The 25759-nt window shown below is 56.2% G+C and carries 24 protein-coding genes and 2 pseudogenes; 9 read left to right on the top strand and 17 right to left on the bottom strand.

All coding sequences use genetic code 11. The features are described from left to right. Positions 1 to 51 precede the first annotated feature (51 nt). Positions 52 to 2070: pseudogene (locus CSK29544_RS10205) on the top strand (EAL domain-containing protein); the annotation flags it as partial. 40 nt (positions 2071 to 2110) lie between these two features. Here the strand turns inward: CSK29544_RS10205 and CSK29544_RS10210 are convergent. Then, entirely contained in the window at positions 2111 to 3295 is a 1185-nt protein-coding gene (locus CSK29544_RS10210) for a NupC/NupG family nucleoside CNT transporter (protein ID WP_007851542.1), read from the bottom strand. Positions 3296 to 3651: 356 nt separating this feature from the next. Between CSK29544_RS10210 and CSK29544_RS10215 the strand changes: the two genes are divergently transcribed. Next, entirely contained in the window at positions 3652 to 4890 is a 1239-nt protein-coding gene (locus tag CSK29544_RS10215; RefSeq protein ID WP_004388527.1) for an Nramp family divalent metal transporter, read from the top strand. A 64-nt stretch (positions 4891 to 4954) separates the two neighbouring features. On the opposite strand, the gene CSK29544_RS10220 is transcribed toward CSK29544_RS10215, so the two are convergent. Together CSK29544_RS10220 and mgrA are read right to left on the bottom strand one after the other, a co-directional pair. Then, a complete protein-coding gene (locus CSK29544_RS10220; RefSeq protein ID WP_004388528.1) occupies positions 4955 to 5311 on the bottom strand; it encodes a DUF2502 domain-containing protein in 357 nt (118 codons plus the stop codon). A 135-nt stretch (positions 5312 to 5446) separates the two neighbouring features. Beyond that, complete coding sequence (mgrA, locus tag CSK29544_RS10225; protein WP_007869775.1) at positions 5447 to 6436, bottom strand: L-glyceraldehyde 3-phosphate reductase; 990 nt, start codon at positions 6434 to 6436, stop codon at positions 5447 to 5449. Between the two features lie 220 nt (positions 6437 to 6656). Here mgrA and CSK29544_RS10230 point away from each other — a divergent pair, with 220 nt between their 5' ends. Next, positions 6657 to 8321 carry an alpha-keto acid decarboxylase family protein gene (locus CSK29544_RS10230; protein WP_007893457.1) on the top strand — a complete coding sequence of 555 codons (1665 nt, stop codon included), beginning with the start codon at positions 6657 to 6659 and terminating at the stop codon, positions 8319 to 8321. A gap of 153 nt (positions 8322 to 8474) precedes the next feature. Beyond that, a complete protein-coding gene (glk, locus tag CSK29544_RS10235) occupies positions 8475 to 9440 on the top strand; it encodes a glucokinase (RefSeq protein WP_007893455.1) in 966 nt (321 codons plus the stop codon). 36 nt (positions 9441 to 9476) lie between these two features. Here glk and CSK29544_RS10240 read toward each other — a convergent pair whose 3' ends face one another. The 3 genes from CSK29544_RS10240 to CSK29544_RS10250 form a co-directional block, all read right to left on the bottom strand. Further along, complete coding sequence (locus CSK29544_RS10240) at positions 9477 to 10208, bottom strand: LytR/AlgR family response regulator transcription factor (protein WP_004388532.1); 732 nt, start codon at positions 10206 to 10208, stop codon at positions 9477 to 9479. Positions 10209 to 10220: 12 nt separating this feature from the next. Further along, positions 10221 to 11912, bottom strand: coding sequence for a sensor histidine kinase (locus tag CSK29544_RS10245; protein WP_097573263.1), 1692 nt, complete (start codon positions 11910 to 11912; stop codon positions 10221 to 10223). Between the two features lie 78 nt (positions 11913 to 11990). Continuing rightward, on the bottom strand, positions 11991 to 13232 hold the full coding sequence (locus CSK29544_RS10250; RefSeq protein ID WP_007893452.1) for a DUF1479 domain-containing protein: 1242 nt from the start codon (positions 13230 to 13232) through the stop codon (positions 11991 to 11993). 241 nt (positions 13233 to 13473) lie between these two features. Here CSK29544_RS10250 and alaC point away from each other — a divergent pair, with 241 nt between their 5' ends. Further along, a complete protein-coding gene (gene alaC / locus CSK29544_RS10255; protein ID WP_004388535.1) occupies positions 13474 to 14715 on the top strand; it encodes an alanine transaminase in 1242 nt (413 codons plus the stop codon). Between the two features lie 46 nt (positions 14716 to 14761). Here alaC and ypdK read toward each other — a convergent pair whose 3' ends face one another. Continuing rightward, entirely contained in the window at positions 14762 to 14818 is a 57-nt protein-coding gene (ypdK, locus tag CSK29544_RS25150) for a membrane protein YpdK (RefSeq protein ID WP_097566156.1), read from the bottom strand. 357 nt (positions 14819 to 15175) lie between these two features. Between ypdK and CSK29544_RS10260 the strand changes: the two genes are divergently transcribed. Then, the gene (locus tag CSK29544_RS10260; RefSeq protein ID WP_007893450.1) at positions 15176 to 15532 is read left to right on the top strand and encodes a cupin domain-containing protein; all 357 of its coding nucleotides are present in this window, start codon (positions 15176 to 15178) and stop codon (positions 15530 to 15532) included. On the opposite strand, the gene CSK29544_RS10265 is transcribed toward CSK29544_RS10260, so the two are convergent. Beyond that, positions 15510 to 16478 carry a magnesium and cobalt transport protein CorA gene (locus CSK29544_RS10265; protein ID WP_004388537.1) on the bottom strand — a complete coding sequence of 323 codons (969 nt, stop codon included), beginning with the start codon at positions 16476 to 16478 and terminating at the stop codon, positions 15510 to 15512. The two genes, CSK29544_RS10260 and CSK29544_RS10265, sit on opposite strands and share 23 nt — an antisense overlap. A 93-nt stretch (positions 16479 to 16571) precedes the next feature. Continuing rightward, positions 16572 to 17444 carry a LysR family transcriptional regulator gene (locus CSK29544_RS10270; RefSeq protein ID WP_012124113.1) on the bottom strand — a complete coding sequence of 291 codons (873 nt, stop codon included), beginning with the start codon at positions 17442 to 17444 and terminating at the stop codon, positions 16572 to 16574. 106 nt (positions 17445 to 17550) lie between these two features. Here CSK29544_RS10270 and budA point away from each other — a divergent pair, with 106 nt between their 5' ends. From budA to CSK29544_RS10285, 3 genes are read left to right on the top strand one after another with little or no spacing between them, the layout of a single operon-like run. Then, positions 17551 to 18330 carry an acetolactate decarboxylase gene (budA, locus tag CSK29544_RS10275; RefSeq protein WP_029039541.1) on the top strand — a complete coding sequence of 260 codons (780 nt, stop codon included), beginning with the start codon at positions 17551 to 17553 and terminating at the stop codon, positions 18328 to 18330. A gap of 21 nt (positions 18331 to 18351) precedes the next feature. Further along, positions 18352 to 20031 (top strand): acetolactate synthase AlsS, encoded by a 1680-nt coding sequence (gene alsS / locus CSK29544_RS10280; protein ID WP_007847733.1) that lies wholly within the window; start codon positions 18352 to 18354, stop codon positions 20029 to 20031. 20 nt (positions 20032 to 20051) lie between these two features. Beyond that, positions 20052 to 20822 carry a (S)-acetoin forming diacetyl reductase gene (locus tag CSK29544_RS10285; protein WP_007700187.1) on the top strand — a complete coding sequence of 257 codons (771 nt, stop codon included), beginning with the start codon at positions 20052 to 20054 and terminating at the stop codon, positions 20820 to 20822. Positions 20823 to 21106: 284 nt separating this feature from the next. On the opposite strand, the gene aqpZ is transcribed toward CSK29544_RS10285, so the two are convergent. From aqpZ to CSK29544_RS10320, 8 genes and pseudogenes are all read right to left on the bottom strand, one after another. Continuing rightward, positions 21107 to 21802 carry an aquaporin Z gene (aqpZ, locus tag CSK29544_RS10290; protein WP_007893443.1) on the bottom strand — a complete coding sequence of 232 codons (696 nt, stop codon included), beginning with the start codon at positions 21800 to 21802 and terminating at the stop codon, positions 21107 to 21109. A gap of 847 nt (positions 21803 to 22649) precedes the next feature. Further along, a complete protein-coding gene (locus CSK29544_RS10295) occupies positions 22650 to 22976 on the bottom strand; it encodes a TA system toxin CbtA family protein (RefSeq protein WP_007869731.1) in 327 nt (108 codons plus the stop codon). A gap of 20 nt (positions 22977 to 22996) precedes the next feature. Then, the gene (locus tag CSK29544_RS10300; protein ID WP_007893439.1) at positions 22997 to 23314 is read right to left on the bottom strand and encodes a type IV toxin-antitoxin system YeeU family antitoxin; all 318 of its coding nucleotides are present in this window, start codon (positions 23312 to 23314) and stop codon (positions 22997 to 22999) included. A gap of 19 nt (positions 23315 to 23333) precedes the next feature. Beyond that, a complete protein-coding gene (locus tag CSK29544_RS22725) occupies positions 23334 to 23555 on the bottom strand; it encodes a DUF987 domain-containing protein (RefSeq protein WP_007893437.1) in 222 nt (73 codons plus the stop codon). 8 nt (positions 23556 to 23563) lie between these two features. After that, positions 23564 to 24040 carry a JAB domain-containing protein gene (locus CSK29544_RS10305; protein WP_029039540.1) on the bottom strand — a complete coding sequence of 159 codons (477 nt, stop codon included), beginning with the start codon at positions 24038 to 24040 and terminating at the stop codon, positions 23564 to 23566. A 15-nt stretch (positions 24041 to 24055) separates the two neighbouring features. Then, positions 24056 to 24514 (bottom strand): antirestriction protein, encoded by a 459-nt coding sequence (locus CSK29544_RS10310; protein WP_000211838.1) that lies wholly within the window; start codon positions 24512 to 24514, stop codon positions 24056 to 24058. Between the two features lie 97 nt (positions 24515 to 24611). Continuing rightward, positions 24612 to 24851, bottom strand: a complete 240-nt coding sequence (locus CSK29544_RS10315) for a DUF905 domain-containing protein (protein WP_007893429.1) — start codon at positions 24849 to 24851, stop codon at positions 24612 to 24614. 23 nt (positions 24852 to 24874) lie between these two features. After that, a pseudogene (locus CSK29544_RS10320) lies at positions 24875 to 25696 on the bottom strand (DUF932 domain-containing protein). Positions 25697 to 25759: the final 63 nt, after the last annotated feature.

Raw genomic sequence — 25759 nt, forward strand, 5'->3', positions numbered from 1 at the left:
TGGAGCACCTCAAAAACACCATCATACACTAAATCAGTAAGTTGGCAGCATCACCCATTATTCCCTCTGGTCATCACTTTTTTATTTTTTTATGGCTGGTTTTTCCCGTTAAATAGCCAACAACTGCTGGCGTTTATCGCGAGTTTTTTATTACCGGTGATTCTGACTTGCGCTATTCTTCGCGCGTTAAAAGGCCCGCGCTGGCGCTTTGCGATCTCCCGTCACAGTACCGGGCTGCGGCTGTTTCTGCCCGGTCTGTTAGCCCCTTGCCTGATAAAGTTTTTAATGGTGGTTTCAGGCTACTGGCTTGATTATCCAGAGGTTATTTCATCTTACTTTGGTGAAAGCACCTCGTTTTATAGTGTTGTCACCGTGCAGGGGTTAATGGCGGCCTCGGTCATTTTTGTCGATATTTTTTATTATCCCGTTCGTATGGCGTTAAGCCCGGCTTTTGCGCGGGCTTTCTGGCATCGTTGCGTTATTCCGCTGCTGGCACCTGAAAAGAAAGTGCTGGCCGCAGGGTGGTTTGCGGGCGTCTTCATTCTGCTGATACTCTTCCTGCTGCCCTTTAAACTATTTTTAATTTCGATCTATACCCTGCCAGTCATCTTTGTTTTATTTACCGCCGGGATTTTCCTTATTGGTCCGGTGTTAATTACGCTGTTGTGGTCTTTTTCATTGTTATTATTACTGGGCAGCAGCAGCAACTTTTTACCGGCTGAAAAAAACGGCTTTTTACTGGCGTTTATGCTGTCTGGCTTTATCGCATTTACGGTTTCAATGCGTTTCATGACGGTCATTTTTAACAAGAGTGAATGGATGAAACGGCAGTACCGTATGCTCGCCTTGACCGACCCGCTTACCCGCCTGCCGAACCTGCGTGCGCTGGAGCGGCACCTGCAAGGCATCTCCGGGGGCGCGCTCTGCTGCCTGCGCGTCGCTAATCTTGAGTTTCTGAGCCGCCACTATGGCCTCATGATGCGCATTCAGTGCAAAAAAGAGGTCACGACGCTGCTGCTGCCCTGGCTTAACACCGGTGAGAAAGTCTTTCAGTTGCCCGACAGCGACCTGCTCATTTATCTGGCAGGCCCCGAGCCGCAGAGCCGGTTGCGCCACCTGGTGGATTTGCTGAACAGCAAACGCATCCAGTGGAATGGCGCACAGCTTGAGCTCGACTATAGTGCCGCCTGGGCACCCGTACCTCGGGCACAGACACCAGAAGAGCTCTACCGCACCATTGGGCAACTCAGTTATCTGGCAGAGGTTGCTGGCCCCGGCGATCCGGTCGTGGCGCTGGAGAGTCGCAGTCAGGGGCTTTCCGGGCAAACCAGCGAGCCGGTGCTTATGCTGCAGAAAGTCAAACAGGCGCTTTCAGAAGGGGGCGTTACGCTGTTTGCACAACCGATACAAAACGCACAAGGCGAGGGGTATGCCGAGATCCTGGCGCGCCTTGAGTGCGATGGCGAACTCATCATGCCCGCCAGATTTATCCCTCTTATCACCCGATTTAATCTCAGCGCGCGTTTCGATATGCAGGTGCTTGAGAAACTCCTTATTTACCTGCATACCCACCCGCAAACGCGCCCTGGCGCGCGCTTCTCCGTTAACCTGATGCCCTTAACGCTGGAACAGCAGGGCATCGCTCAACAGGCTATCGCACTGTTTGAGCGCTACCGGGTGCCCATCAGCGCGGTGATCCTGGAGGTAACAGAAGAGCAGGCACTCTCCGGCTCGGAAAACACCGTTCAAAATATTTCGCTGTTGCAGGCGCGAGGGTTTTGCATCGCCATTGATGATTTTGGCACCGGTTACGCTAACTTCGAGCGGCTTAAAAATTTACAGGCTGACATTATTAAAATCGACGGCTGTTTTATACGTAACGTGGTGAGCAATACCTTTGACGCGCTGGTGGTGAAATCGATTTGCGATCTGGCGAAAGCGCGTTCGCTGACTGTCGTGGCAGAGTTTGTGGAAACGCCAGCGCAGCGCGATCTGCTGTTCGCGCTTGGCGTGGAATACATTCAGGGCCACCTGCCGGGGCGGCCAGAACGGCTTGAGCGCGAGGCATAAAAAAACCGGGGCTTGCCCCGGTTTTTAAGTATCGTTTTGATTACAGCACGAGTGCGGCGATGGACGCAGAGAGCACGCTCACAAGCGTAGAGCCGTACACCAGCTTCAGGCCAAAGCGGGAAACCACGTTACCCTGCTCTTCGTTCAGGCCTTTGATAGCGCCGGCGATGATGCCGATAGAGGAGAAGTTAGCGAACGACACCAGGAATACCGACAGAATGCCTTCCGCGCGCGGAGAAATTGTGCCTGCCAGTTTCTGCAAATCCATCATCGCGACGAATTCGTTGGAGACCAGTTTGGTCGCCATAATACTGCCGACCTGCAGCGCTTCGTTAGCCGGCACGCCCATCACCCAGGCAACCGGGTAGAAAATGTAGCCCAGAATGCCCTGGAAGGAGATGCCAAGCACCGCGGCGAACAGCGCGTTCAGACCAGAAATCAGCGCGATAAAGCCAATCAGCATCGCGGCTACGATAATCGCCACTTTGAAACCTGCCAGAATGTACTCGCCCAGCATTTCGAAGAAGCTCTGCCCTTCATGCAGGTTAGACATCTGCAAATCTTCTTCATTCTCAACGCGGTACGGGTTGATGATGGAGAGGACGATAAAGGTACTGAACATATTCAGGATCAGCGCCGCCACCACGTACTGCGGTTTCAGCATGGTCATGTACGCGCCGACGATAGACATGGACACCGTGGACATCGCAGTTGCGGCCATGGTGTACATACGGTTGCGTGACATTTTGCCGAGAATATCCTTATAGGCGATAAAGTTTTCTGATTGTCCCAGAATCAGCGAGCTTACCGCGTTAAAGGATTCCAGTTTACCCATACCGTTCACTTTAGAGAGAACCGTACCGATAGCCCGGATAACAATCGGCAGTACGCGAATGTGTTGCAGAATACCGATTAACGCAGAGATAAAAACGATAGGGCAAAGCACTTTCAGGAAGAAGAATGCCAGACCTTCATCGTTCATTTTGCCAAAGACAAAGTTTGTCCCTTCATTAGCAAAGCCGAGCAGTTTTTCAAACATATCGGCAAAGCCTTTAACAAAGCCCAGGCCAATATTTGAATTAAGGAAGAACCAGGCCAGCAGCACTTCAAGCACCAGCAGCAGGCCAATATAAGGCAGACGAATTTTTTTGCGGTCATGACTGACCAGCAAAGCAAGCAGCGCTACAACGGCGAGCGCCAAAACGAAATGAAGAACGCGGGACATATTTGCTCCAAATATGAGGCAGGTTTAATTTCCGTGCACATTCTATGCAACAACCATTTAGAAAACGAGATCTGCAACACACTATAGTTACGTCATGTGACCAAACGCTAAAAGAGTGATCAAACATACAAAAATGTTATGTTGCGTAAAGCAGTGAAAGGTTATCTTTTGCTGCTACACTTTTAACATACGTGGGCGCACGGCAAAGTATTTTCCGCGTATTCCTCGATCTTAACCCACCTTTCATTGATTTCAGCTATCAGAGCCATTAAGGATTGTCCGGTTTAATGAACTTGATAATCATTCTCATTTTGGTAGCATGAAACATAGCAAAGGCTATATTTCAGAGGCAGAGCATGAACCACACTCGCGTTGAGCAAAATCGTGGCCGTACAGCGCGGAAGTTAAGGCTGGCGCTGATGGGGCCAGCTTTCATCGCTGCCATTGGCTATATCGATCCGGGTAACTTTGCGACCAATATTCAGGCAGGCGCGAGCTTTGGCTATCAGCTGTTGTGGGTCGTCGTCTGGGCGAACCTGATGGCGATGCTGATTCAGGTGCTCTCGGCCAAGCTTGGCATCGCGACGGGCAAAAATCTCGCTGAGCAAATTCGCGATCACTATCCGCGCCCGGTTGTCTGGTTTTACTGGGTGCAGGCGGAGATCATCGCGATGGCGACCGATCTCGCGGAATTCATTGGCGCGGCGATAGGTTTTAAACTCATTCTTGGCGTATCGCTTCTGCAGGGCGCGGTACTGACCGGTATCGCCACGTTTCTGATCCTGATGCTGCAAAAGCGCGGGCAAAAGCCGCTTGAGAAAGTCATCGGCGGGCTGCTGCTGTTTGTGGCGGCGGCCTATATCGTCGAGCTCTTCTTCTCGCAGCCGAAACTGGCGGAGCTCGGCAAAGGGATGCTGATCCCAAGCCTGCCTACATCCGAAGCGGTGTTCCTGGCCGCAGGCGTGCTGGGGGCGACCATCATGCCGCATGTTATCTATCTGCACTCGTCGCTGACGCAAAACCTGCATGACGGCTCGCGCAAAGAACGCTACTCGGCGACCAAATGGGACGTGGCGATCGCCATGACCATCGCCGGTTTTGTGAATCTGGCGATGATGGCGACCGCAGCGGCGGCGTTTCACTTTAGCGGCCACACCAAAGTGGCGGAGCTTGATCAGGCGTACCTGACACTCGAACCACTGCTGAGCCACGCGGCGGCGACCATTTTTGGGTTAAGTCTGGTAGCGGCGGGTCTCTCTTCCACGGTGGTGGGCACGCTGGCAGGGCAGGTAGTGATGCAGGGGTTTGTACGCTTCAGTATTCCGCTCTGGGTGCGTCGCGCGGTCACCATGGCGCCGTCGTTTATCGTTATTCTGATGGGGCTTGATCCGACGCGTATTCTGGTGATGAGCCAGGTGCTGCTGAGCTTTGGTATCGCGCTGGCGCTGGTGCCGCTGCTGTTCTTTACCAGCAATAAAGCGCTGATGGGCGAGCTGGTCAACACGCCGTGGGTGAAACGTACCGGGTGGGCGATTGTCGTGCTGGTAGTGGCGCTCAATATCTGGCTACTGGTGGGCACGGCGCTTGGGTTATAGCGACGTAAAAGACGTAAAAAAGGCAGGCGCTGAGCCTGCCTTTTTTGTGATGTAGCGTGTGAAATCAGTGGTGATGACCATGTCCGCGGCCATGTTTACCCCAGCCGCGACGGTCGTCGCGATCGTTCCAGCCTTCACGATAGCCGCGTTCATACGCCCGGCGGTCATCCCAGCCGCGATGTTTATCCCATCCGCGGTGCAGGCCATTGTCATGACGCCACCAGCGGTCGCCGCGCCACTCATAATGGTTACGCCAGTAGTCGCGGTCGCGCCAGCGGCCGCCGTCCCAGTAGTTACCGTAATTGTCGCGATCGCCAATTTGTAATTTGATGGATGGCAACAGGGTGATTTCACCAGCGCTGGCGATAAGTGGCGCGGTGCCTGCCAGTAACGCTGCTGCAAGAATCAGTGACCTGAACATACTTATCTCCTTCACGATCGGGGCCGTAGTGGCCTGTTGCAGTAATATTACGGACCTGTAAATCCCTGCAGCATCGCTCCGACTCTGAAAACAGGTATGACCGCACTTTTTGCTAAAGCAGTGTCACCTGATGCACTATGCGAGTATCGCCTCGATCGCCTGCCGTTCTTCGGCGGAAAAGCCCCGGTTTGCGAGCATTCCCACCGCATCGTCTATCTGGCTGGTCTTGCTGGCACCAATCAACACTGACGTCACTTTCTCATCGCGCAGCACCCAGGCGAGCGCCATCTGTGACAGTTTCTGCCCACGCTGTAGGGCGAGATCGTTCAGCTTGCGCACTTTATCGAGTTTCTCAGGCGTGATCTGATCCGGGTTCAGGAAACGGCTGCCGCTGGCGGCGCGCGAATCTGCCGGAATGCCGTTCAGGTAACGGTCCGTCAGTTGCCCGCCAGCCAGCGGCGAGAAGGCGATACTGCCGACGCCTTTTTCCTGCAAGAGATCCAACAGGCCATCCTCTACCCAGCGCTCAAACATCGAATATTTGGGTTGATGGATAATGCACGGCGTGCCGAGCTGCGCCAGCAGATCGATAGCCTCGCGTGCGCGGTCTGCCGGGTAGTTAGAGATGCCGACATACAGCGCTTTACCCTGACGCACGATATGGTCCAGCGCGCGCATGGTTTCTTCGAGCGGCGTCTCCGGGTCCGGGCGGTGGTGATAGAAAATATCGACATATTCAAGGCCCATGCGCTTCAGGCTCTGGTCAAGGCTCGAAATCAGATACTTGCGCGAGCCCCAGTCGCCGTAAGGGCCGTCCCACATCGTGTAGCCCGCTTTGGTGGAGATAATCAGCTCGTCACGGTACGGCAGAAAATCCTCTTTCAGGAGGCGACCAAAATGGCTTTCGGCGGAGCCCGGCGGCGGCCCGTAATTATTGGCGAGATCAAAATGGGTAATGCCGAGATCAAACGACCGGCGCAGCAACTGGCGGCTGGTCTCGACCAGCGTGGCGTCGCCAAAGTTATGCCACAGGCCGAGAGAAATGGCCGGGAGCTTCAGGCCGCTGCGTCCGCAACGGCGGTATTCCATAGTGGCGTAGCGCGCCGGATCTGCCTGATAAACCATGCTTCTTCACCTCTGTATGTGGTTACTGCCCTGTGTAATTATCGAATTGAGTGACTCACCCGTACCGCAAGTGTATACGTTTACACTCAACGCGAAAGCTGACAGCCTACACGCCCGACGCGCGTAAATCTTGCTTGCCACCGCTTTTTGCTGCCGCATTCTGGACAGCGATCACACTTCATTAATACTCACTACAGGTCCCTGAAAAAGGATGGCAAAAATGCCAGTTCACTATTGTATTGCCGATTATCTGTTGGATCGTCTGGCAGGATGTGGTGTTAAGCACCTGTTTGGCGTACCTGGAGATTACAATCTGCTGTTCCTCGATAACGTCATTGCCCACCCGCGTATTACCTGGGTCGGCTGCGCGAATGAGCTTAACAGCGCTTATGCCGCCGACGGGTACGCCCGCTGTAACGGCATCGGCGCGCTGCTGACGACCTATGGCGTCGGCGAACTCAGCGCGCTCAACGCCATTGCCGGTAGTTACGCTGAGGCGGTGCCGGTGCTGCATATCGTCGGCGCGCCGTGTCAGGCGGCGCAGCGCAAGGGCGAAGTGCTGCACCACACGCTGGGCGATGGCGATTTCCATCACTTTATGCGCATCGCCCGCGAAGTGACCGCAGCCCAGGGCTGGCTCACGCCCGCGAACGCCTGCAGCGAAATTGACAGGGTGATTGCTGAAATGCTGCGTACCCGCCGCCCCGGATATCTGGTGCTGCCCACCGATGTGGCAAGTGCGCCGGCGGTTGCGCCTGTAAACGCTATCACCGTGCCACGCCCGCATGGCGACGACGCGCAGCTGGCCGCATTTCGTGAGGCGGCGCAGGCGCGGTTCGCCAGCGCCGGACGCGTGGCGTTGCTGGCGGATTTTCTGGCCCAGCGCTTCGGCGTGCAAAACGCGCTGCATCAGTGGCTGGACGACACGCCGATGCCGCACAGTTCGTTGCTGATGGGCAAAGGTGTGCTGGATGAAACCAAACCCGGTTTCACCGGGACTTACAGCGGCGCGGCGAGCGATCCGGCGGTCTGCCAGGCTATTGAAGAGGCGGATCTCGTTATCTGCGTTGGCGTGCAGTTCGCCGATACGATCACCGCCGGGTTTACCCAGCGTCTGACGCGCGATCAGACCATCGACATCCAGCCCTGGGCGACGCGCGTAGGCGACCGCTGGTTCAGCGGGATCGCGATGGATCAGGCGGTAGCGATTCTGCATGACATCGCCAGACGCCACAGCGCGCGCCTGCCGCCGGACGTTGCGCCGCCTGTAGCCAAACCCACCACCGCAGGCGCGCTTAACCAGCAAAACTTCTGGCCGCTGATTGAGGCGTTTTTACAGCCGGGCGACATCATCGCCGTCGATCAGGGCACTGCCGCGTTTGGCGCCGCCGCGCTGCGTCTGCCCGCTGGCTGTGATTTCCTGGTGCAGCCGCTCTGGGGCTCGATAGGCTACGCCTTGCCTGCTGCGTTCGGCGCGCAGACGGCCTGCCCGAACCGCCGCGTGGTGTTGATCACCGGTGATGGCGCGGCGCAGCTCTCTATCCAGGAAATGGGTTCTATGCTGCGCGATGGTCAGGCGCCGGTGGTGATTGTGCTCAATAACGACGGCTATACGGTGGAGCGCGCCATCCACGGCGCGACGCAGCGTTATAACGACATCGCCCCGTGGCAGTGGACGAAACTGCCGCACGCGCTGCATGCCGACAGCCAGGCGCAAAGCTGGCGCGTCAGCGACGCGGCGCAACTCAAAGAGGTGCTGGAGCGTCTCTCGCGGCCCGAGCGGTTGTCGTTAATTGAGGTGATGCTGCCGCGCGACGATGTGCCGCCGTTGCTCGACGCCGTCAGCCGTGCGCTGGAGGCCCGCAACGGCGCGCAGGACGAATAAGCGCCTTTCGGTACAGAAGATGCTGAAACGTTCAAGGTAATCTGTGATGTAAGTCTCTAAACGCGGGGCACTTATGCTATGGTCATTGTTGTTCAGGCGCCGTGAATTTAGAGTGTGCCAAGATTATTTTGTATTTAGCGGAGCAGCAACAGAATGACCAAATATGCTTTGGTGGGAGACGTAGGCGGCACCAACGCACGCTTAGCGCTGTGCGACGTAGACAGCGGCGAGATTCTCAAGGCGAAAACCTATTCCGGCCTTGATTATCCGAGCCTGGAAGCGGTGGTGCGGGTGTATCTGGAAGAGCATAACGCCACGGTGACGGATGGCTGTATCGCCATCGCATGCCCGATTACCGGCGACTGGGTGGCGATGACCAACCACGTATGGGCGTTTTCTGTCGCCGAAATGAAAAAGAATCTCGGCTTCGATCATCTGGAAATTATTAACGATTTCACCGCCGTTTCTATGGCGATCCCGATGCTCAAAACCGACCATCTAATCCAGTTTGGCGGCGGCGAACCGCAGCCCAATAAACCGATCGCCGTTTATGGCGCGGGCACCGGGCTTGGCGTGGCGCACCTCGTGCATGTGGATAAACGCTGGGTCAGCCTGCCGGGCGAGGGCGGTCACGTCGATTTCGCGCCGAACAGCGAAGAAGAAGCGATTATTCTTGAGCAGCTGCGCGCCGAAGTCGGGCACGTCTCCGCCGAGCGCGTGCTCTCAGGGCCGGGGCTTGTGAATCTCTACCGCGCCATTGTTAAAGCCGATGGCCGTCTGCCGGATAATTTGCGTCCGAAAGACATCACCGAACGCGCGCTGGATGACAGCTGCACCGACTGCCGTCGCGCGCTGTCGCTCTTCTGCGTCATCATGGGCCGTTTCGGCGGCAACCTGGCGCTGACGCTCGGCACTTTCGGCGGCGTCTATATCGCAGGCGGTATCGTGCCGCGCTTCCTGGATTTCTTCACCTCCAGCGGTTTCCGCGGCGGGTTTGAAGATAAAGGCCGCTTTAAAGCGTACGTGCAGGATATTCCGGTCTATCTGATTGTTCACGACCAGCCGGGGCTGCTCGGCGCGGGCGCGCATCTGCGCCAGACGCTCGGACAGATCCTCTGAGAAAAAAGGCGCCACGCGGCGCCTTTTCTTTTTCCCTCACAGCCGCATCAGCTGGCGGAATGCTTTTACCCGGCTGCGGCTCACCGGCACCTGAAAATCGAGATCGCGCAGGCGCAGCACGTAAGTGTTGTTAAACCACGGCTCAATCTCGCGGATCTTATTGAGATTCACGCAGTAGGAGCGGTGGCAGCGGAAGAAATGCGCCTCCGGCAGACGGCTGCAAAACTCGGTGATATTCATCGGCATCACATACGCTTCTTTGCGCGTATAGACGAACGTCATCTTCTCGTGCGCTTCGGCATAATAGATATCGTTAATATCGGTAACGATAATCCGCTCATCCTTGATGAGATTAATGGTCGCGTTCTCACGCCCGGCGGGAGCGGCGGCGTGCGGCGCGCTCTGCTGCGCAAAGGCGGCTTCCAGCTTTTGCAGCATGCCGATAATGCGCGACTCCTGATACGGTTTCAGAATGTAGTCAAAAGCTTCCAGTTCGAACGCTTCTACCGCGTGCTCTTTCCAGGCGGTGATAAACACGATAAACGGCTTGCGGGCGAATTTACTGATGTTCTGCGCCAGCAGCACCCCATCCAGCGACGGGATATTGATATCGAGAAAAATGGCGTCCACATCGTGCTGCTGCAGATATTTCAGCACATCCAGCCCGTCTTCGAACGTGGCGACCACGTCCATCTGGCTGTGCGTTTTAATCAGCCAGTTCAGCTCCTGCTGCGCGAGGACTTCATCCTCAACGATAATGACTTTCATCGCATTCTCTCTCTACAACAACATCGCGGCGTCAGGGCGCGGCGGTTGATTGGGCACGTAAAACGCAATCTCGGTGCCTGGCTCCAGGCGGCGAATGTGCAGCCCTTCGCCATATAACAGCTTCACGCGGTGATGTACGTTAACCAGCCCGATTTTATTGACCGGCATCTCGTTGGTATCCAGCTGTTCGATAATGTGTGGGTCGATGCCGTGGCCGGTATCCCGCACCGCGATCCGCACCCGGCTGCCGCTTTGCGCAATGCTAATCGTCACCACGCCTTTGCCGCGGCAAGGCTGGATGCCATGCACGATAGCGTTCTCCACCAGCGGCTGAATAAGCAGGCTGGCGACGCGGCAGTTCACTTCGTCGTCGATATCGTAAATCACGGTTAGCTTGTCGCCGAAGCGCGCCTGCTCGATCGCTATATAATCCTTAATCTGGTACAGCTCTTTTTTGATATCGATTTGCTCGTCGTCGTTCAGTTCGATGTTATAGCGCAGGTAGCGCGAGAGATTAAAAATCAGCTGGCGCGCGGTGTCCGGGTTCAGGCGGATCGACGAAGAAATGGCGTTCAGCGCGTTAAACAGAAAATGCGGGTTAATTTTGCTCTGCAGCGCGCGCAGCTCCGCTTTGTTCGCCATCTCGCGCAGTTGCTCGGCGCGCGATACCTCAAGCTGTGTGGAGATAATCTGCGACAGGCCGATGGCCATCTCCTGCAACGACGAGGTTATCTGATGCGCGTGGCAGTAGTAGATTTTCAGCGTTCCGGTGACGACGCCTTTCTCCCACAGCGGGATCACCAGCATGGAGTGAATCTCCGGCGTGCGGTGGGCTTCGTCGTTATTTTTGATAATAATTTTACCGTGACGGAGTGCCTGCTGCGTGGTGGGGCTTAGCGCGTCGCTGTTATCCTGATAGTTATGCTCGCCGACGCCGACATAGGCCTGCACCTTTTCGGTATTCGTGATGGCGACCGCGTCGGCGTTGATATCGCGGCGGATAATATCGCACACCTGGCGCAGGGATTCGCTGTTCACATGGCGAAACAGCGGCAGCGTTTTGTTGGCGATATCCAGCGCCAGTTTGGCCTGACGCGCGGCGCTGGCCTCTTTCTCGCCCTCAACGCTTCGCACCAGCAGCACAATTAATCCAATCGAGACCGTCCCTAAAATCATCGGCACGCCGATTTTCGAGACGATATCCAGCCCGAGCGCCGTGGTCGGCGCCCAGACCACCACCAGAATCATGGTCAGCGTTTCGCACAGCATGCCGCCGAGAATACCCGCGCGCCAGTGCTGGGCTTTCGGCACGCGGCGGCTGATAAAGCCGGAGATCACGCCCGCGACGATACTGGTGATAAAACAGGGAATGGCGGTGATACCGCCGATATCAATCAGGTAACGGTGCAGCCCGGCGATAACGCCGGTAATGATGCCGACCCACGGGCCGAAGAGAATACCGCCGGACATCACGGCGATAATGCGCACGTTCACCAGCGAGCCTTCCACCGGCACGCCGGACCACGTACTGAACAGCGCGAACATCGAAAAGATCGCGGTGACCGCCAGCAACTCTTTCGGCGTGTGGGCGCTCTTATGCAGCAGCTCGCGGAACAGCCGCAGGCGAATCAGGAAAAAGAGGCAAATCAGCATTAGCGCCGCGCGGTCGAAGACCGCCAGCAGCATGTCGAAAATCTCGTGCACGGAAAACCCGAAGTCTGGCAGGAAAGCGCACATGATAGAAAACCTGACGGCCCTTGACCAGCCGCCAGGTGTTGCCGGTTATGCGCCTTTGAGCTGTTCGCGTCCGGCAGGGGTCAGATCCGCTTCGGTGGCGCGCCCGCTGAAATCGATTTCGAAATCATCCGGCGCGAAATCCGGCGGCGAACGGCCTTCCACAAACGCCGGCCACTGGCGCTTCAGGTAGGCGTCGTTCTTCTCACACCACGGCGCGGCGGCGATATACATCACGTTGCTGTCAAACTCGCCCTGATGCTCGTTTTCCACCGCGTGAATAACGTCGCAGTGCCAGAAGACGGTATCGCCCGGCTCCATATCGGGAATTGAGGAAATCCCGGTCAGTAAAAGGGGATACCAGCGTTCGTTAATGGATAACGCGCGGCCAGGCTTCGCGTCGCACAGCGAATCCTCCGGCACATCGTCCTGTAATGCGCGCAGCAGGATATACGCCATCGCGTTGGCGACCGGCAGCAGGGTGAGCGTACCGCCGTGCTTGCGCTGCTCGGAGAGCGCCGTCCAGCCCTGAAAGGTGCGGAACATCGAGCAGACGGCAGGTGAGGGGATCTCCCGCGCCTCGACGCGGCCCTCGGCTTCAAACGGGTTATAGCGCTGCCACTCGCCGCTAAAGACGTGACGGTAAACGTGACGGAAATTCTCATCAAGCCAGCGCTCCACCGAGCCGCCATCCACATGCGGCGACAGGCCAAGCGACGACGAGCGCGGCGGGCGGCGACGGGTGCGGTCGGCGTACGTCACCACGCGATTCGGGTCGAAATGCTGTTTGCCGTGGCTCTCCGTCTGCCAGAGATTATTGAGAAACACTTGCGCGGCTTTCATACGCTCGTGCTGGCGCGCCTCCACCTGCGGCTTCGACCAGTAAATGCCGTAAATTTGCGGCTTACTGTCGGCAAGCGTGCCGAAATAGTTATCTTCCGCCGCGTTCTTAAGCTTTTCGACAAAGTCGTTGCGCTCCAGGTAATCGCCAATCTCCTGATTCCAGGCGCGCGCCTGGTTTTCCGGGAAGACGCCTTTAATCACGCAGCAGCCGCGCTCGCGGATGCGGGCTTTCTGCGCGTCGCTGATGCGGCCATTAAGGATGTCGTCGGCATGGATCTGCGGCACCGGGCTTTCGCCGCGCGCGGTTTCGCTTTTGATGGTGTCAATCTGGCGCGCGATATCGGCTTCCAGTTCGGCAAACACGGCCTGATAGTTCGGCAGCGCCGCACGTAGCTGCTGTTTTATCTCGCGGATAGCGGCGGGAAGATCGGGAATGTGCAGGGTCATAGCATGTACTCCGGCAATCAGGAACAGGGGTTATTGTTTTGTTGCGTCGAAGTTAATATAGTTACGCCTTATCAAATAAAACAGGGTTAACTTTCAAATGAAAGTTCCCGTTTTTTGTTCCGAAAATTATTTTTGCGATTGCCTCTCGACAGCAGAAAATTTTCCAGGCTATGTTCTTAAAGCCGCATCAGCGGCAGCGTCGCTCGGACGGTCCGGGCGCTTACGTCACATCGAGGAACCTATGGCTGACTTCAGTCCCAAACGCCGTTTTTCGCGTATCGAACGCCTTCCCCCTTACGTTTTTAACATCACTGCTGAGCTGAAAATGGCTGCGCGTCGGCGCGGCGAAGATATTATCGATTTCAGCATGGGAAACCCGGACGGCCCGACACCGCCGCATATCGTTGAAAAACTCTGCACCGTGGCCCAGCGCCCGGATACGCACGGCTACTCCACCTCCCGCGGCATTCCGCGCCTGCGCCGCGCCATTTCGCGATGGTATCAGGAGCGCTACGAGGTGGAGATCGACCCGGAAACCGAAGCTATCGTCACCATCGGGTCGAAAGAGGGGCTGGCGCACCTGATGCTCGCCACGCTCGATCACGGCGACACGGTGCTGGTGCCGAACCCAAGCTATCCGATCCACATCTACGGGGCGGTGATTGCGGGCGCGCAGGTGCGTTCGGTGCCGCTGGTGGAGGGCGTGGATTTCTTCAACGAGCTGGAGCGGGCGATTCGCGAAAGCTATCCGAAGCCGAAAATGATGATTTTAGGCTTCCCGTCGAACCCGACGGCGCAGTGCGTGGAACTGGAATTTTTCGAGAAAGTCGTGGCGCTGGCGAAGCGCTATGACGTGCTGGTGGTACACGATCTGGCTTACGCCGATATCGTCTACGACGGCTGGAAAGCGCCGTCCATCATGCAGGTGCCGGGCGCGCGCGATGTCGCCGTGGAATTTTTCACGCTCTCGAAAAGCTACAACATGGCGGGCTGGCGCATCGGCTTTATGGTCGGCAATCAGGAGCTCGTCAGCGCGCTGGCGCGCATCAAAAGCTACCACGACTACGGCACCTTTACGCCGCTCCAGGTGGCGGCCATCGCCGCGCTGGAAGGCGATCAGCAGTGCGTGCGCGATATCGCTGAGCAGTATAAACGCCGCCGCGACGTGCTGGTAAAAGGGCTGCACGAGGCGGGCTGGATGGTCGAATGCCCGAAAGCCTCGATGTATGTCTGGGCGAAAATCCCGGAGCCTTACGCGGCGATGGGCTCGCTGGAATTTGCCAAAAAGCTGTTGCAGGACGCGAAAGTCTGCGTGTCGCCGGGGATTGGTTTTGGCGACTACGGCGACACCCACGTGCGTTTCGCGCTGATTGAAAACCGCGATCGCATTCGCCAGGCAGTGCGCGGCATTAAAGCGATGTTCCGCGCCGACGGGCTGTTACCGGCAAGCGCGAAGAGCGCCGCGGCGCAGGACGCCGAATAAAAAAACAGGAGCCAGTGGCTCCTGTTTTTTTTACTCAGGTGTTTTACTAAATCATCAGGGCAAACGTGCCGGCCCACAACAGTAAAATCACCGATACGCCCATAAAGAAATATTTCACGTTACATCGCTCCGCATGTCTTAAAACACGCCTGAATCAATACGCAAGGTCACAGTATACAAAGTTGACGCCGCAGCCGAATCACTTTGGGACTATTCCCCAATCCGGCTACCGCTCTCTAAAATCGTGCGCGTCAAATGACGTCAGCGGGCGCTAATGTAATCCTTTATTTCAGAGGTGACAAGCGACACGCGGGCTCGTTAAAAGAAATTTTTTCATACTGCTTTTTTCCTTAAAAAACAATTAAAAAGAAATTAATTACGGGGCGTAACTCCCGCTTCCAGGCGCTTGCCAGCAGCTTCGCTGACTGCCATTCTGGAAGGGGTAAAAACAGGAGCATGTATGAAAATCAGCAAGGCAAATGCGGAACATTATTTGTGGGGCGGCGATTGCGACGGCTGGCATCTGGTCAAAAACCAAAACCTTAGCGTTATCCATGAGCGGATGCCCGTCGGGCGGGCGGAACAGCGCCACTATCACGAGCAGTCGCGCCAGTGCTTTTTTGTGCTGAGTGGGGAACTGACGATGGCGCTGAACGGCGAGCGCGTCACGCTTACGGCAGGCGAAGCGATAGAAATTCCGCCGCTGGCACCGCACCAGGCGCGTAACGACGGGCAGGAGGCGGTGGAATTTCTGGTTATCTCCCAGCCGACCACGCGGGGTGACCGGGTTAATCTCACAGCCAGCCCGAGCGTTTAAGCTTCCAGTAAAGCAAATAACAGACGGCAATGGTGCCGCCAATGGTTACCGGGTAGCCGAACGCCGAGCGTATCTCCGGCATATTTTCAAAGTTCATGCCGTACATGCTGAAAATGACCGTCGGCACCACCAGGATCGCCCCCCAGCCTGCGAGCTTTTTCACCACCTCGTTTTGCTGCACCGTCACCAGCGCCAGGTTCACATGCATGGCGCTGGTCAGCATTTCACGCATATCCTCGGCATCCATCACCACGTGATGCGCGTGATCCTGCACGTCGCGCAGGTAAGGGCGCAGCGTTTTCGGCACGATATCTTCATGCAGGCGAATCAACTGGTTGCAGATTTCATCCACCGGCAGCGCGGCGTTACGGATAGCCAGCAACTGGCGGCGCAGCGTATAGACCTGCTGCACGGCCTGTTTGTCAAACTCGGTGCGGAACATCGTGTTTTCCATCTCGCCGATGCGGCTGGTGAGCGACGAGGTGATTTCCAGATAGTTATCGACGATAAAATCGAGCAGGCAGTAGAGCGCGTAGCCCGGCCCGATGGCCAGCATGTCGGGCTTTTCCTCAGCGCGGGCGCGGATGGGCGCATAGCTTTCGGAGGCACCGTGGCGCACCGTTATCAGAAAGTTTTTGCCGATAAACAGATGCGTTTCGCCAAATTCAATCTGCTCCTGGCGGTTCATCCACGCGGTTTTCACCACCATAAACAGCGATTCGCCATACTGTTCGATTTTCGGGCGCTGATGGGCGGTGAGCGCATCTTCGATGGCGAGTTCGTGCAGGCCGAACTCCTGCTGAATGATATGCATAAACGGCGCGTCGGGCTGCCACAACCCCAGCCAGATAAAGGCGTCAGGATCTTCAATCGCTTCGCTGATATCTTCGAGGTTAATCACTTCCGGCTTTTTGTCGCGCCGGTACACCATACTGTTAACAATCATTTTCTCATCCCTGGCGGTACGCTTATCGGGTAACTATAAACACCGCGCGTGCCGTCTTCCTCTTTTTCGCGTGAATTCAGGCGATTCTGGCGCTCAGAACATCTCCACCAGGCGGCGCACCGACGGCGAGCGTTCAAACTTACGCCAGGCCAGCGCGATATCGGTTTTCAGCATCTGATCGCTTAACCGGTGGAACGTTACCTCCGGGTGCCCGATGCACTGCATCGACACCGGCACCAGCGCGAAGCCAAACCCGGCCGCCACCATGCTGAGCGAGGAGGAGAGCTGCGACGCCTGCTGGCTGTCGGCAGGCGCGAGCCCCGCGCGCAGGCAGGCGTTAAACACCAGTTCATAGAGCCCCGGTGCCACTTCATGCGGGAAGAGTACCAGCGGCGTGCCGGCCAGCTCGCTCAGCGCCACTTCATCGCGCTCGCTCAGAGGATGACTGCGGTGCAGCGCGGCCACCATCGGCTCTACGTCAATCAGACGCAGGTTAAACGCTTTGCTGCTCTCACACGGCAGGCGGACAAACGCGGCGTCCAGCAACCCTTCCTGCAAATCGTGCATCAGCGAGGCCATATTCGCCTCCTGTTGCAGCAACGTAATCGCCGGATAGCGGTGCTGAAATTCATGCAGCAGGGAGAAAATACGCGGATGAAAAGCATTAGAACTGCTGATGCCGACCGACAGCGTGCCGTTGACGCCGCGTGCGATGCCGCGGGTTTTCTCCAGCGCCGCGTCGCTAAGCGCCAGTATCTGGCACGCGTCCTGATAAAAGGCCTCGCCGGCCTCGGTAAGTTCCACGCCGCGCGTCAGGCGACGCAGCAGCGGCGTGCCCACTTCGCGCTCAAGGCGCTGGATCTGCTGGCTGAGCGGCGGCTGAGAAATACCCAGTAATTCAGCGGCACGGGTGAAGTGTCGCGTCTGGGCTACCGCCACGAAATAACGCAAATATCGAAGTTCCATATCAAATACGACTCAAACCGGGATGCTTTCTATATTGGAACCCTGCGCTGAATCGCGTCAACATTTGATTAATCTTTCTTACGAAATATGAGTGAGGATCAGTGCGATGAGCCATGCAACCGATTGTTCTTGCGAGGAAAGCTTGCTGGAAACCGTGCGGGCGCTGCGGGAAAAAGATACAGAATGTGTGATATATCAAACATCCATGATGAGCGCATTGCTCAGTGGGGTTTACGAAGGAAATACCACCATTGCTGATCTCCTGACCAAAGGCGATTTTGGCCTTGGCACCTTTAACGAACTGGACGGCGAATTAATTGCCTTCAGCCATGAGGTTCACCAGCTGCGCGCCGACGGCAGCGCCCGTAAAGCGCAGCCCGACCAGAAAACACCGTTCGCGGTAATGACCTGGTTTAAACCGCATTACCGCCAGCGCTTTGACCGGCCGATGAGCCGTCAGCAAGTTCACGACGTGATTGACCGCCAGGTGCCGTCCGACAACGTTTTCTGCGCGCTGCGCATCGACGGCCACTTTCGCCATGCCCACACCCGCACCGTACCGCGCCAGACGCCGCCGTACCGCGCGATGACCGACGTGCTGGACGACCAGCCGGTATTCCGCTTCGACGGCCGCGACGGCGTGTTAGTCGGGTTTCGCACGCCGCAGCACATGCAGGGCATTAACGTCGCGGGCTACCACGAACATTTCATCACCGACGATCGTCAGGGCGGCGGGCACCTGCTCGACTACCAGTTAGAGCACGGCGTTCTCACCTTCGGGGAGATCCACAAACTGATGATCGATCTGCCGTCGGACCCGGCGTTCCTCAACGCCAACCTGCATCCCGACAATCTTGATGCGGCCATCCGCTCGGTTGAAAACTAACAGTCAGAAAGGGGAAATATCATGGATAACGAAAACCGGATGCGCCAGTGGGCGCACGGCGCTGACATGGTGGTCGGCCAGCTTGAGGCCCAGGGCGTAAAACAGGTCTTCGGCATTCCCGGCGCGAAAATCGATAAAGTTTTCGACTCCCTGCTGGATTCCAGCATCCAGATTATTCCGGTGCGCCACGAGGCGAACGCGGCGTTTATGGCTGCCGCCGTCGGGCGTATCACCGGCAAAGCCGGGGTCGCGCTGGTCACCTCCGGGCCGGGATGCAGCAATCTCATCACCGGCATGGCGACCGCCAACAGCGAAGGCGACCCGGTGGTCGCGCTCGGCGGGGCGGTTAAGCGCGCGGATAAAGCACGCCAGGTGCATCAGAGCATGGATACCGTGGCGATGTTCAGCCCGGTCACCAAATATTCCGTTGAAGTCTCGTCCTCGGACGCTATCGCCGAAGTGGTTTCTAACGCCTTTCGCGTGGCGGAGCACGGCAGACCGGGCAGCGCCTTTGTCAGCCTGCCGCAGGATATCGTTGACCAACCGGCGCAGGGCAACATTCTGCCTGCGGGCAACGCGCCGAAACTGGGCCCAGCGCCGGATGCGTGTATCGACCACGTCGCCGGGCTGATTCGCAATGCCAAAAACCCGGTCATCCTGCTGGGCCTGATGGCGAGCCAGCCGGAGAACAGCCGCGCGCTGCATCGCCTGCTGGAGAAAAGCCATATTCCCGTTACCAGCACTTATCAGGCAGCGGGCGCGGTCAACCAGGAGCACTTCACGCGCTTTGCGGGCCGCGTCGGGCTTTTCAACAACCAGGCGGGCGACCGCTTGCTGCATCTGGCGGATCTCATTATCTGCATCGGCTACAGCCCGGTGGAATATGAACCTGCCATGTGGAACTGCGGTAACGCCACGCTGGTGCATATCGACGTGCTGCCAGCGTATGAAGAGAGCCACTATGCGCCGGAAATCGAGCTGGTGGGAGATATCGCGGGCACGCTGGAAAAACTGGCCGGGCGCATCGAACAGCCGCTGGTGTTAAGCGACCGCGCGTCTGAAATCCTGATCGACCGTCAAAATCAGCGCGAGCTGCTGGCGCGCCGGGGCGCGCAGTTAAACCAGTTCGCCCTGCATCCGCTGCGTATCGTGCGTGCCATGCAGGACATCATTAACAACGACGTGACGCTGACCGTAGACATGGGCAGTTTCCATATCTGGATCGCCCGCTATCTCTACAGCTTCCGCGCCCGCCAGGTAATGATTTCGAACGGTCAGCAGACCATGGGCGTGGCGCTGCCGTGGGCCATCGGCGCATGGCTGGTGGATCCGTCGCGCAAAGTGGTTTCTGTTTCCGGCGATGGCGGTTTCCTGCAATCGAGCATGGAGCTCGAAACCGCGGTGCGCCTCAAAGCCAACGTGTTGCACATCATCTGGGTGGATAACGCCTACAACATGGTGGCGATTCAGGAAGAGAAAAAATACCAGCGGCTCTCAGGGGTGAGCTTCGGACCGGTGGATTTCAAAGTTTACGCCGAAGCGTTCGGCGCGGCCGGGTTCGCGGTGGAAAGCGCCGAGGCGCTGGAGCCGACGCTGCGCGCCGCGATGGATGTCGACGGGCCGGCGGTGGTCGCCATTCCGGTGGACTACAGCGATAACCCGCTGCTGATGGGCCAGCTCCATCTCAGCCAGATTCTCTGACTTACCAAAAGGAACGGATTATGAAAAAAGTAGCACTGGTTACCGGCGCAGGGCAGGGGATTGGTAAAGCCATCGCCCTTCGCCTGGTCAAAGACGGTTTTGCGGTCGCGATTGCCGATTATAACGCTGAAACGGCCAATGCCGTGGCGCAGGAAATTAACGAGCAGGGCGGCAGCGCCGTGGCGGTGACCGTGGATGTCTCGAAACGCGACCAGGTGTTTGCCGCAGTAGAGCAGACCCGTAAAGCGCTCGGCGGCTTCGATGTTATCGTCAACAACGCCGGTATCGCGCCGTCAACGCCGATTGAGACCATCACCGAAGAGGTGATCGACAGGGTCTACAACATCAACGTCAAAGGTGTTATCTGGGGCATGCAGGCGGCGATTGAAGCGTTCAAAGCCGAAGGCCACGGCGGGAAAATCATCAACGCCTGTTCGCAGGCGGGCCACGTCGGCAACCCGGAGCTGGCGGTTTACAGCTCCAGTAAATTCGCGGTGCGCGGCCTGACCCAGACCGCCGCGCGCGATTTAGCGCCGCTCGGCATCACCGTCAACGGCTTCTGCCCGGGCATTGTGAAAACCCCGATGTGGGCGGAAATCGACCGTCAGATCTCCGAAGCCGCCGGCAAACCGCTCGGCTACGGCACGGAAGAGTTCGCCAAACGCATCACGCTTGGCCGCCTCTCCGAGCCGGAAGATGTCGCCGCCTGCGTTTCGTTCCTGGCAGGCCCGGATTCCGACTACATGACAGGTCAGTCACTGCTGATCGACGGCGGTATGGTATTCAGTTAATTTTTATCATCTATCTTTTCGGACATGCCGAAAACCCACCGTTATTGCGGTGGGTTTTTTTATGGCGAGGTAAAGCGGGTTTATTAGGGGGTTATGGTGTTATCGTGGCGATATTCCCCGTAAACGAGAAGGCATTATTGAAGTAAGATTTTCGACGCCATAAATTCACCACAGTAAAGATTTCCGAACAATACAAAGCCCCTGTCGGGGCTTTTAAATAAAGACGTGTAGCGTTTATACCGGGCGCTCAATAATACCGATTTGCCCGCAGCAAATGACAGTATTTAGTCTTTGCTCTGCAACAGGAAGCGATAAATCAGGCCGCCCACTACGCCGCCCACAATCGGTACGAGCCAGAAAACCCACAGTTGTTGTAACGCCCAGCCGCCCTGGAAAATAGCGACAGCGGTGCTTCGCGCTGGGTTCACCGACGTGTTGGTGACAGGAATGCTGATGAGATGGATCAGCGTCAGGGCGAGGCCAATCGCCAGCGGCGCAAATTTCGCCGGCGCGTTTTTATCCGTGGCACCATGGATAATCAGCAGGAAAAACGCCGTCAGTACCAGCTCAGTCAGGATGGCTGCCGAAAGGCTATAGCCATCCGGCGAGTGTTCGCCATAGCCGTTGGCGGCAAAGCCGCTGGCGACGGCGTCAAAGCCCGGTTTACCGCTGGCAATCGCATACAGCACGCCCGCCGCGGCAATACCGCCGATGACCTGGGAAATGATGTAAGGAATGACATCCTGAAAGGTAATACGTCCACCCGCCCATAAACCCAGCGTGACGGCCGGGTTAAAATGACCGCCGGAAATATGCCCTACGGCATACGCCATGGTCAGGACGGTCAGACCAAACGCCAGCGCAACCCCCGTAAAACCAATGCCCAGCTCAGGATACGCGGCGGCAAGCACCGCGCTCCCGCAGCCACCAAACACCAGCCAGAATGTGCCGAAAAATTCAGCCGCACTTTTTCTCAACATATTATTTGTCCTTATTTACACTATGACCGTTACGTATTTATTTAACGGCGGAATATCATAGCGTTTAAAATAAATAACGGAACCAGGCGCTATTCTTAATCAGGAAGGAAATGTTGCGAGTTGTGCAAAAATGATGATTATTTGTGAATGTAATAGATTTAAATGAATATGGCGTCAGGGAGTTGTTGGCTTTTGTTTAATACAGAAGAGTGTGTGGAAATGTGCGCAGCATGTCGTCTCCAGACGTTTGATTATTTTGGTTTATATTCAGTACGCCTGAATATCTCCCTTTGGAAGAGATAAATATCATTAAATCTCTCTTAAAGTGATCACCATTGTCTGGATTTACTTCCCAGTCGGGACCTTTGTTAACCTAACAGGTCTCTAGTTTGAAATGCCTTGCGTGCCCAAAACTCATTTTCTGTATAAATTTCACGAGGCTGTTAATTCGATTTTTAGGCAAAAGCGCCAGGGCGTTATTGTTGATTCATATAATGGACGTTGAACTTAATAAGTTTTTACCCAACATTTACCCAGAAAAAATAAGACATTTAATGCATCAAGGCGGTCAAGCATGAACACAAGAGTGGTGAAATCACTGTTTTTATAAAATTTACGAACGGTTTCAAAGGTGAGTGAACAGCAAAATGGCGTCCCCCCTGCAGACTTCGAATATGTATGGTTTATTTGTTGATAGTTAAGGTTTATTTGTTGTTAATAAAGTTAAGGGGCCCCCAATAAGGCCCCCAAAAGTTATTTTGACAGAATTCATTGAATAATAACTAACCGTCTTTGGTTCGATTCCGCTTAATAGATATCGTACTCGAAAACTTCATCTTACCATATCTCAATGAGATCCTCGTAAAAGACCTATTGCCTGTCTTGCCCTCAGAATATCGACAGCCCGAAGGTAAGGGGATTGTTCCTGCCAGCGAAATCCCTTCCTGTCGATACGGACCAGTTCGTATTTTTCCACCAGAAAATTCACGGCATCTGACAGGGTGATACCGGCATCGATATGTTGCTGTATAACAACTTCATCGCTGAATGGGGTATCGTTTATTGTCAGACCGTAGTGCTGTTCCAGCAAACGCGCCAGTAACATTTGCCAGACAGCCACGGGTGACAGGCAGGGCTTCGCTGCCCGCTGAGTTGTTGCAGGTAAAGTTTTCATGTTTGCTCTCGTGAAGGTAATTAACGCTGAGTGGGATAAATGGCGATGTATACGTAGCCGCAACTGCCAAGGGTGTCGGCTTCACAGGTAAAACCGTTGTGGTACAGGGTGACGCAGTGGGCATGTTGGGGGCTGAGTTCACCGGTGGTCAGCATTGATTCCATCTGGCGGATAAAGTGTGGGAATGTGTCATCCAGCTTCCGGCATTCGGCGTCACTGAACATACCGGTGATGCTGGCCCGGTCAGCCAGGTAGTGCAGCCGGTTGCCCTCCTGTACCAGACGGGCTCCCAGGCGCGGCGTGATAGCCCGCTGCAGGCCCCAGTTGATGTGGGTCATGGCGGCTCTCCTTTTATTGTCAGTTCAGGGTAATACTCATCAGGCAGGTATAGGGCCCGTTGCGGTCCTGGCGGCGTTCGGCGTATACCGCGAGGACTCCTGTGATATCCGGCACATCCCTGCCGGTGTAATGGCAGACGCTACCGTGCCACTGATATTTTCCACTGCAGTAGCGAAAGATCCGGGACTCAGGATGCTGGCGGTATATCGTCATTGCCCGGCGTTTACTGATAATTTTCATGTCATACCTCACAACAGACCGTGTTCTGCGAACGAATAGATTTGCCTGCCACCGACAATCAAGTGGTCAGGGACACGGATATCCACCAGCTGAAGCACCTGAACCAGTCGCTGCGTGAGGGTTTTGTCGGCCTGGCTAGGTGTCGTCTCGCCGGAAGGATGGTTATGCGCGAGTATCACCGCCGCCGCGTTGAAGTGCAGAGCACGTTTGACCACCTCCCGGGGATGCACCTCGGTGCGGTTAATCGTGCCGGTGAAGAGCGTTTCATGGGCAATCAACTGATTCTGGTTGTCCAGATACAACACCCGGAACTCTTCCCGCTCAAGCGCAGCCATATGCAGTCGCAGCCATTCACGTACGGCGTGGGTAGAGGTGAAGGCTACGCCGGGCTCATGCAGGTGGCGGTCCAGAGCCCTGAGCGCCCGCTGAATGAGACGCCGGTCCTGTAGCGTCATCTCGCCGGGTAAAAAGGAAAGCTGTTTCATCTGTTGCTCCTTCGGTCAGTCGATAATACGCAGAATGGCGTGAGCCTCTGGATGTTGCATGGCATACTCCCGCAGGCGGTAATAGTGTGCGGTCATCGCGTCACATTCTGTACGGCAGGCATGGTGGCTATACGCAATCAGGCAGACAGCAATACCTGCTGCTTCTGCACTCATTTGGGCATCGTTACCGTTCAGGCAGTTAAACAGACGCCATGTCTCATCGTTGTCAGGCTCGGGGGACATAAATGCGCCGCCATTGCTGAGGGTGTAGAACGACCAGATACCACCGCTGTAGCCCTCACAGAAGCGGTCCATCCAGGCGAAGATATGCGGCTCCAGGAGTAGCCACTGCGGGATAGCGCCAAAGTACTGTGGCCAGAAATCGATACGCTGTTCATCGGGGACCGGCGTGACGGTCAGTTCAAATTCGGGTTGGTTAGCGGGTGCGAGGTCGTGCTGCGTCTGTGTTGTCATGGGTATGTCTCCGTCAATAAAAACGCCAGCGGCGATGGCTGGCGTATGGGGATATAAAGTGTGTTCGGGGAGGTGAATGCGGGTAAATGCTTCGCGATCAGCGGGTGGCCGTGTCTGTACGGATGCCTGAGGTGCGGATATAGCGGTTAAGACCTTCACCGGCATCCGGCTCAAAGTTCCATGCCCGCCAGACCATCCGGCCTTCAGTATCACGAACCACCAGACGGAAGTGACTGCCCTGGTCGTCTTCAATGGTGATATTACGGTACAGACGGATAAGGGTTTCGGCCTGCTGACGTGAGAACGAACCGGGAGGCAGGGTTAACGATTCAGTCATGGTGACTCCGGATAGTCAGCGTGTCAGGACGCTAGGTGCAGCATATTCTCCGCCATGACCCAGAGCGCCCGGTTGAGCTTCACGTCCCCGTCAATCCCCTTTACCGCACGGGTATGAGCTCGCTTGCCTTTGGTCGTTCTGCCCGGCAGACCGCCCTTAATCAGATTCTCCTGAATGCGCTGGTAGGTGGTCCACAGGTCGTTACTCTCATCCTGCCAGCGGCGTGGGGAAAGTATCTGTGATTCCGTCACCGGCTGGTGGTCTTCGCCAAAGCGGTACGTGAGCGCCGCTTTGGCCAGTGCCTGCTGTGCTGGTGGCGGTAACAAAAGCGATTGCATGGCATCGCGCTTCTCCTCCACACGGTCGAATATCCCCAGTACTTCGTAAGCCCCTTCAATGACTTTCTCCACCACATTGCCTTTATGTGGCACACGTACCTCACCAAAACTCTCACCGCAAATCAGCCCGTTCTGGCAGACTGCACGAAACAGCCCCGGCAGCATCTGGTATGAGCTGGAGCCGTCATGACTGTTAAGCAGGATGATTTCAGGGACCTGTTTGCCAGTGATCTGGCCTTCGCGACGCAGGCGCAGCATGTGTTTGGTGTGCTCTCACTTGCTCTGGTCCCGAACCCGGGTCTGGCAGGCAAAAAATGGCTGGAAGCCTTCGCGCTGAAGGTTATCGAGAAGGGTAATGGTCGGAATACAGGTATAACGATCACTTCGGGACTCATGCTTGTCTTCGCTGAACACACTCGGTACATAATGCATTAACTCCTCACGGGTTAACGGACGGTCACGGCGAATAAGATTTACCGCACCAAAGCGGCTGGCTAATCGGGTCATGGCGAGACTCCTGTGAGAAAAAAACAAACGAAAACGGCCTGCTCAACTGAGCAGGCCGTGGTA

Source organism: Cronobacter sakazakii (assembly GCF_000982825.1).
Lineage (GTDB): Bacteria > Pseudomonadota > Gammaproteobacteria > Enterobacterales > Enterobacteriaceae > Cronobacter > Cronobacter sakazakii.

Coding starts and splice junctions, on each gene's coding strand:
- CSK29544_RS10210 (WP_007851542.1), bottom strand. CDS start 3,295: ATGTCCCGCGTTCTTCATTTCGTTTTGGCGCTCGCCGTTGTAGCGCTG.
- CSK29544_RS10215 (WP_004388527.1), top strand. CDS start 3,652: ATGAACCACACTCGCGTTGAGCAAAATCGTGGCCGTACAGCGCGGAAG.
- CSK29544_RS10220 (WP_004388528.1), bottom strand. CDS start 5,311: ATGTTCAGGTCACTGATTCTTGCAGCAGCGTTACTGGCAGGCACCGCG.
- mgrA (WP_007869775.1), bottom strand. CDS start 6,436: ATGGTTTATCAGGCAGATCCGGCGCGCTACGCCACTATGGAATACCGC.
- CSK29544_RS10230 (WP_007893457.1), top strand. CDS start 6,657: ATGCCAGTTCACTATTGTATTGCCGATTATCTGTTGGATCGTCTGGCA.
- glk (WP_007893455.1), top strand. CDS start 8,475: ATGACCAAATATGCTTTGGTGGGAGACGTAGGCGGCACCAACGCACGC.
- CSK29544_RS10240 (WP_004388532.1), bottom strand. CDS start 10,208: ATGAAAGTCATTATCGTTGAGGATGAAGTCCTCGCGCAGCAGGAGCTG.
- CSK29544_RS10250 (WP_007893452.1), bottom strand. CDS start 13,232: ATGACCCTGCACATTCCCGATCTTCCCGCCGCTATCCGCGAGATAAAA.
- alaC (WP_004388535.1), top strand. CDS start 13,474: ATGGCTGACTTCAGTCCCAAACGCCGTTTTTCGCGTATCGAACGCCTT.
- CSK29544_RS10260 (WP_007893450.1), top strand. CDS start 15,176: ATGAAAATCAGCAAGGCAAATGCGGAACATTATTTGTGGGGCGGCGAT.
- CSK29544_RS10265 (WP_004388537.1), bottom strand. CDS start 16,478: ATGATTGTTAACAGTATGGTGTACCGGCGCGACAAAAAGCCGGAAGTG.
- CSK29544_RS10270 (WP_012124113.1), bottom strand. CDS start 17,444: ATGGAACTTCGATATTTGCGTTATTTCGTGGCGGTAGCCCAGACGCGA.
- budA (WP_029039541.1), top strand. CDS start 17,551: ATGAGCCATGCAACCGATTGTTCTTGCGAGGAAAGCTTGCTGGAAACC.
- alsS (WP_007847733.1), top strand. CDS start 18,352: ATGGATAACGAAAACCGGATGCGCCAGTGGGCGCACGGCGCTGACATG.
- CSK29544_RS10285 (WP_007700187.1), top strand. CDS start 20,052: ATGAAAAAAGTAGCACTGGTTACCGGCGCAGGGCAGGGGATTGGTAAA.
- aqpZ (WP_007893443.1), bottom strand. CDS start 21,802: ATGTTGAGAAAAAGTGCGGCTGAATTTTTCGGCACATTCTGGCTGGTG.
- CSK29544_RS10295 (WP_007869731.1), bottom strand. CDS start 22,976: ATGAAAACTTTACCTGCAACAACTCAGCGGGCAGCGAAGCCCTGCCTG.
- CSK29544_RS10300 (WP_007893439.1), bottom strand. CDS start 23,314: ATGACCCACATCAACTGGGGCCTGCAGCGGGCTATCACGCCGCGCCTG.
- CSK29544_RS22725 (WP_007893437.1), bottom strand. CDS start 23,555: ATGAAAATTATCAGTAAACGCCGGGCAATGACGATATACCGCCAGCAT.
- CSK29544_RS10305 (WP_029039540.1), bottom strand. CDS start 24,040: ATGAAACAGCTTTCCTTTTTACCCGGCGAGATGACGCTACAGGACCGG.
- CSK29544_RS10310 (WP_000211838.1), bottom strand. CDS start 24,514: ATGACAACACAGACGCAGCACGACCTCGCACCCGCTAACCAACCCGAA.
- CSK29544_RS10315 (WP_007893429.1), bottom strand. CDS start 24,851: ATGACTGAATCGTTAACCCTGCCTCCCGGTTCGTTCTCACGTCAGCAG.